Source organism: Devosia psychrophila (genome assembly GCF_000971275.1).
GTDB classification, from domain to species: Bacteria; Pseudomonadota; Alphaproteobacteria; order Rhizobiales; family Devosiaceae; genus Devosia; species Devosia psychrophila.
On the sequence record NZ_LAPV01000174.1, the window covers coordinates 1 to 2,855 of the forward strand.

Below are 2,855 nucleotides of genomic sequence, written 5' to 3' on the forward strand. Positions count from 1 at the left end.
GTATGGGACATGGTCTGCACACCATTGAGCGTCAAAAAGGACTGGCCATCCAGCGTAACAACCGCCAAGCCGTCGGGGTCGTCCTGGCAGACGAACTGGCAATTGTCCTTGCTATGCCCCTTGGCGCGGGCATGGGCGCAGCGGGCTGAGATGGCCAGTGGCAAGCGCCCGAAGGCGAAGACCTCGAAATCCATTCCCGGCGCGTCGCGGATGATTTCGGCCACGGAAGAAAGGGGCAGCTCAGGCCCCAGGCAGATCCGCGTTGCGCCGCGAGCGGCCAATATGCGGGCGGTAGCGCCGTTATAGACATTGACGAAGGGGCCGATCAGATGTGGTTTGCCCGCCAGCAGGCCCAGAGCCGACAGGTCATTGGCCTCGACCAGCCAGGTGCTTGCCTCGACCAGCCGGCGCGTGAGCAGGGCCTCGCGCTCCAGCGTCACCATGGCCATGGAGGCCAGCGCCACCTCCTTGCCGGCCTCGGCAAGCCGGGCTGTGACGCTTTCGATAAAAGGCTGGATGAAGTGGATGCGCTTGGAGCACACCACTTCACCCAGAGTTACCGCATCAATCCATGCGCAGTCGGCGATGCGGAAATAGAAGTCGCGCCATGCCGCGCCGTCCCAGAGGTAGGGGACCGGACCGAGGGTGAGCTTCAGCTTGGTCGCGTCCATGCGCTCACCGCCACTTCTTTTCATAGGCGCCCGCAGTGGTACGCTGGCCTTCGCTCAACAGGCGTAGATGAGCCAGCAGAGCGGAGCGTTGCTCGGGCGTCGCGGCCAGCGCCTGGCGCAGCCGCGACACCACCTCGGCGACATAGGCCTTGCCGCGCTGCCGGCCCTCGATCTTGAGCGCGGTGACACCGGCGTCGCGCAGTGCGTCGACATGATCCATGACGTCGAGGCTCACCGGATCCTCGAAGGCATAGCCGTCATCCTCGGCAATGTGGAACCGCCCCTTGCACAGGGTCGGATAGCCGGCAGGCTCGTCGGCGCCGAAGCGGTTGATCGTATAGCCGCCCAGTTCCGACACCATCTCGGCGCCTTCCTCGCGATAGCGCACATGGCTGGCCGGCGAGCAGACGCCCTGCATATTGGGGGATTGTCCGGTGGCATAGGAGGAGAGCGAACAGCGGCCTTCGGCCATGACGCAGAGGCCGCCAAAGGCGAAGACTTCCAGCTCGCAGGCGACTTTTGGCGCCAGCGCGGCGATATCGGCCACGGTCAGCACGCGGGGTAGGACGAGCCGTTTGGCGCCGAAGGTCTGGACCAGGAAGTTGATGGCATCGGCATTGGAGGCGGAGGCCTGCACCGAAACATGCAGGCGCTGTTGCGGATGGTGTTGGGCGATATAGGCCATCAGGGCGAGATCAGCGACGATGAGCGCATCTGCCCCCAGCCGCACGGCATCGTCGGCCGCGCCATACCAGAGCGCCTCCGAGCCGGCCCGCATGAAGGTATTGAGCACCACATAGGTCTGGACGCCGCGTGCCTTGCCATAGGCGATGGAGGTGCCCAGTTCCTCGCGCGTGAAATTGAGGCCAGGAAAATTGCGGGCATTGGTTTCGTCGCGAAAGCCGCAATAGACCGCGTCGGCGCCGGCATCGACGGCTTCGCGAAAGGCGGAAGGGGTGCCGGCAGGGCAGATTAATTCCATTTCTAGACCAGCCCCACCAGAGCCCGCCGCCGGACCGCTTCGGCCACGCGAGTCACAAGATGGGCAAAGGGGCCGGCTGCCTGCCCTAGGTCGCGCGGCACGTCGAAGCCACTGTCATCCAGCGCATTGCGCAGCGCCAGCATCGCCTCCATGTCGCCGGCGATGGAAAGGCTGCGGGCAAAGAACATGGCGTCGCCATCGATCTGCCCTTCCAGCAGCGCCAGCAGCGTCAGCAGGGGCCCGCCGGTCGAGGCATCGGCGGCCATCTGCGCCGATTTTCGCGATACCGTGATCCGACGCTGCGCCGGCACGACCAGGAAGGACAGATCGAGGTCGGTGGGGGTGAAGCGGAAGCTCTTGTTGGCATGACTGCCGAGCCGGTCGAACAGGTTGGGGTGCTGGCGCAGCATCTGGTCAAAGACCAGCCGCGTGCCCTGCTGAAGCAGCGGCAGCGGTATATGGTTGATCGGATGGGAGATGGCTTTGGGCAGGATCATCCAGGGCACCGAGCAGGTTGAACTGGTCCGTTGATACGCCGGTGCGAGTCACCGCGCTTTGCGCTAGCGCAAGGACAAAGCGTACCGTCTGCCCGATGTTCCGGCATGACCAGCAATGCTCTTCCCGATGCGACCTTCCCTCTGACGCATAATCTGCGCGGCTTTCTCGACGCGCTGGAAAGCCGCGGGCGTCTGCACCGGATCACAAGGCCCATCAGCCTCGTGCATGAGTTGACCGAAATTCACCGCCGCACGCTGCTGGCGGATGGTCCGGCACTGCTGATCGAGCACCCGGTGGATGCCGAGGGGAGGACAGGCGACATCCCGATGCTGGTCAATCTGTTCGGCACGTCCGAGCGGATCGCCTGGGGGCTGGGTATTGCGCCGGAGGCCATGACAGACCTGGGCGAGGCACTGGCTGACCTGCGCAATCCGCGTGCGCCGCGCGGCTTGAAGCAGACCTGGGAGAAGCGCTCGCTGCTGGCGGCGGCGCTCAATATGCGTGTGCGGCGGGTAGAGCGGGCACCCAGCCAGACCCGGGTCGTGACGGGCGATGCGGTGGATCTGCGCAAGCTGCCTATCCAGTGGTGCTGGCCCGGCGAACCCGCGCCGCTCATTACCTGGCCGCTGGTGATCACCTGCGCGCCCGATGATCCTGACGACATCAATGTGGGCATCTACCGGATGCAGGTCCTGGGGCCGAAC

The 2,855-nt window shown here is 65.0% G+C and carries 4 protein-coding genes; 1 reads left to right on the forward strand and 3 read right to left on the reverse strand.

Annotated elements, in window-relative coordinates; all coding sequences use genetic code 11:
* The 3 genes from ubiV to ubiT form a co-directional block, all read right to left on the reverse strand.
* Nucleotides 1–671: ubiquinone anaerobic biosynthesis protein UbiV (gene ubiV / locus WH91_RS19660; protein WP_046172720.1), on the reverse strand; the 671-nt coding region annotated here is incomplete at its 3' end.
* A gap of 4 nt (nucleotides 672–675) precedes the next feature.
* Nucleotides 676–1,653: a ubiquinone anaerobic biosynthesis protein UbiU gene (ubiU, locus tag WH91_RS19665; protein WP_046172721.1), complete on the reverse strand. Its 978-nt coding sequence runs from the start codon at nucleotides 1,651–1,653 to the stop codon at nucleotides 676–678.
* Between the two features lie 2 nt (nucleotides 1,654–1,655).
* A complete protein-coding gene (ubiT, locus tag WH91_RS19670; RefSeq protein ID WP_046172722.1) occupies nucleotides 1,656–2,150 on the reverse strand; it encodes a ubiquinone anaerobic biosynthesis accessory factor UbiT in 495 nt (164 codons plus the stop codon).
* 105 nt (nucleotides 2,151–2,255) lie between these two features.
* Here ubiT and WH91_RS19675 point away from each other — a divergent pair.
* Nucleotides 2,256–2,855 (forward strand): UbiD family decarboxylase domain-containing protein (locus tag WH91_RS19675; protein WP_046172723.1); only part of this gene is annotated, 600 nt, incomplete at its 3' end.